At 42.3% G+C, this 1,330-nt stretch carries 2 protein-coding genes; both read left to right on the top strand.

Translation table 11 applies throughout. The features are described from left to right. The coding region (locus tag ACS8FD_RS14850; protein WP_439276422.1) for a prepilin peptidase at positions 1–531 on the top strand (531 nt) is incomplete at its 5' end. Between the two features lie 160 nt (positions 532–691). After that, on the top strand, positions 692–1,330 hold a 639-nt coding region (gene coaE / locus ACS8FD_RS14845; RefSeq protein ID WP_439276421.1), incomplete at its 3' end, for a dephospho-CoA kinase.

Raw genomic sequence — 1,330 nt, 5'->3', positions numbered from 1 at the left:
GTAGAGCTAGTCACTGCGCTACTATCAGCATTGGTTATCTATCAATTTGGCGTTACAGCTGCTGGCTTGTCTGCTCTCATTTTGGTATGGACATTGATTGCCTTAACTGGTATCGATTTTGATACGCAGCTATTACCTGATCGACTGACTTTTCCATTAGCAGGATTGGGCTTAGCAGTGAACTCTCAAGGCTGGTTTGTCTCCCCTACCCAATCGGTTTGGGGGTTATTGCTAGGATTTTTGTCTTTATGGATCGTCGTAAAAGTGTTTTATCTCATAACCAAAAAACATGGTATGGGACAAGGTGATTTTAAGCTACTAGCAGTATTGGGGGCTTGGCTTGGACCTATGATGTTGCCGTTGATCATTCTTCTATCTTCTTTACTAGGCTTAATTGTCGGTATTGTTTTGATGAAAAGGCACGGAGAGAGCCAGCCTTTTGCCTTTGGACCTTATATTGCGATCGCTGGAATAATTGCTCTCCTTTATGGCTCTGATATTGTTAATTGGTATTTAGATATGTATGTTTAATATAGAATTACAATATAACAAACGAATGCTTATATCTTTATCGGCGGTACGCGTTAAGCTAGTTGATTAATGACGATTGTTTGATAAGAACAAGCAATTCATTAGTACTAATATTCATAATTGTCTTTTCTACCAACTTACGAGCCAATAAGTCACCGCTATGTCAATATATTCTGAAACGCCTGTACATAAACGCCAACAAGCTAAAATACAGAACAAGACCTTAGTGGTTGGGCTAACAGGCGGTATCGGTAGTGGTAAGTCTGCCGCCAGCGATTGGTTTGCAGCACAGGGAATTGACATCATTGATGCCGATGTGATTGCTCATGAAGTAGTAAAGAAAGGCAGCCCTACTTTGCGTAAGATTCAAAAAAAGCTTGGAGAATGGGTAATTGATGCAGAAGGTCACATGGACCGTGCAGCAGTACGCACACACGTGTTTGCCAATCCTGCCGCGCTTATTGACCTTGAAGCCATTACCCACCCTGCTATTCGCGAGGCTGCAAAACAACAACTAGCAGCAAGCACTTCACCCTATGTTATATTGTCAGCCCCACTACTCATTGAGGCCGCAGAAGCAGGTCTTGCTAACTTATGCCAACGTATTTTAGTCATTGATGTAGATGAAGAGACGCAACTTGCGCGTGCCAGTCTGCGTGATGAACAAAGTGTAGTGAAAATAAAAGCCATCATGGCAAACCAACTTCACCGTACTGAACGTAATCACCATGCTGATGATTTGGTGGTAAACGAAGAAGACTTAGCAAGCTTACATCAACAGCTAGAGCCATTGCACCAA

This window comes from Psychrobacter sp. 1U2, from assembly GCF_051847575.1.
This window is presented reverse-complemented; position numbering and strand designations above follow the sequence as displayed.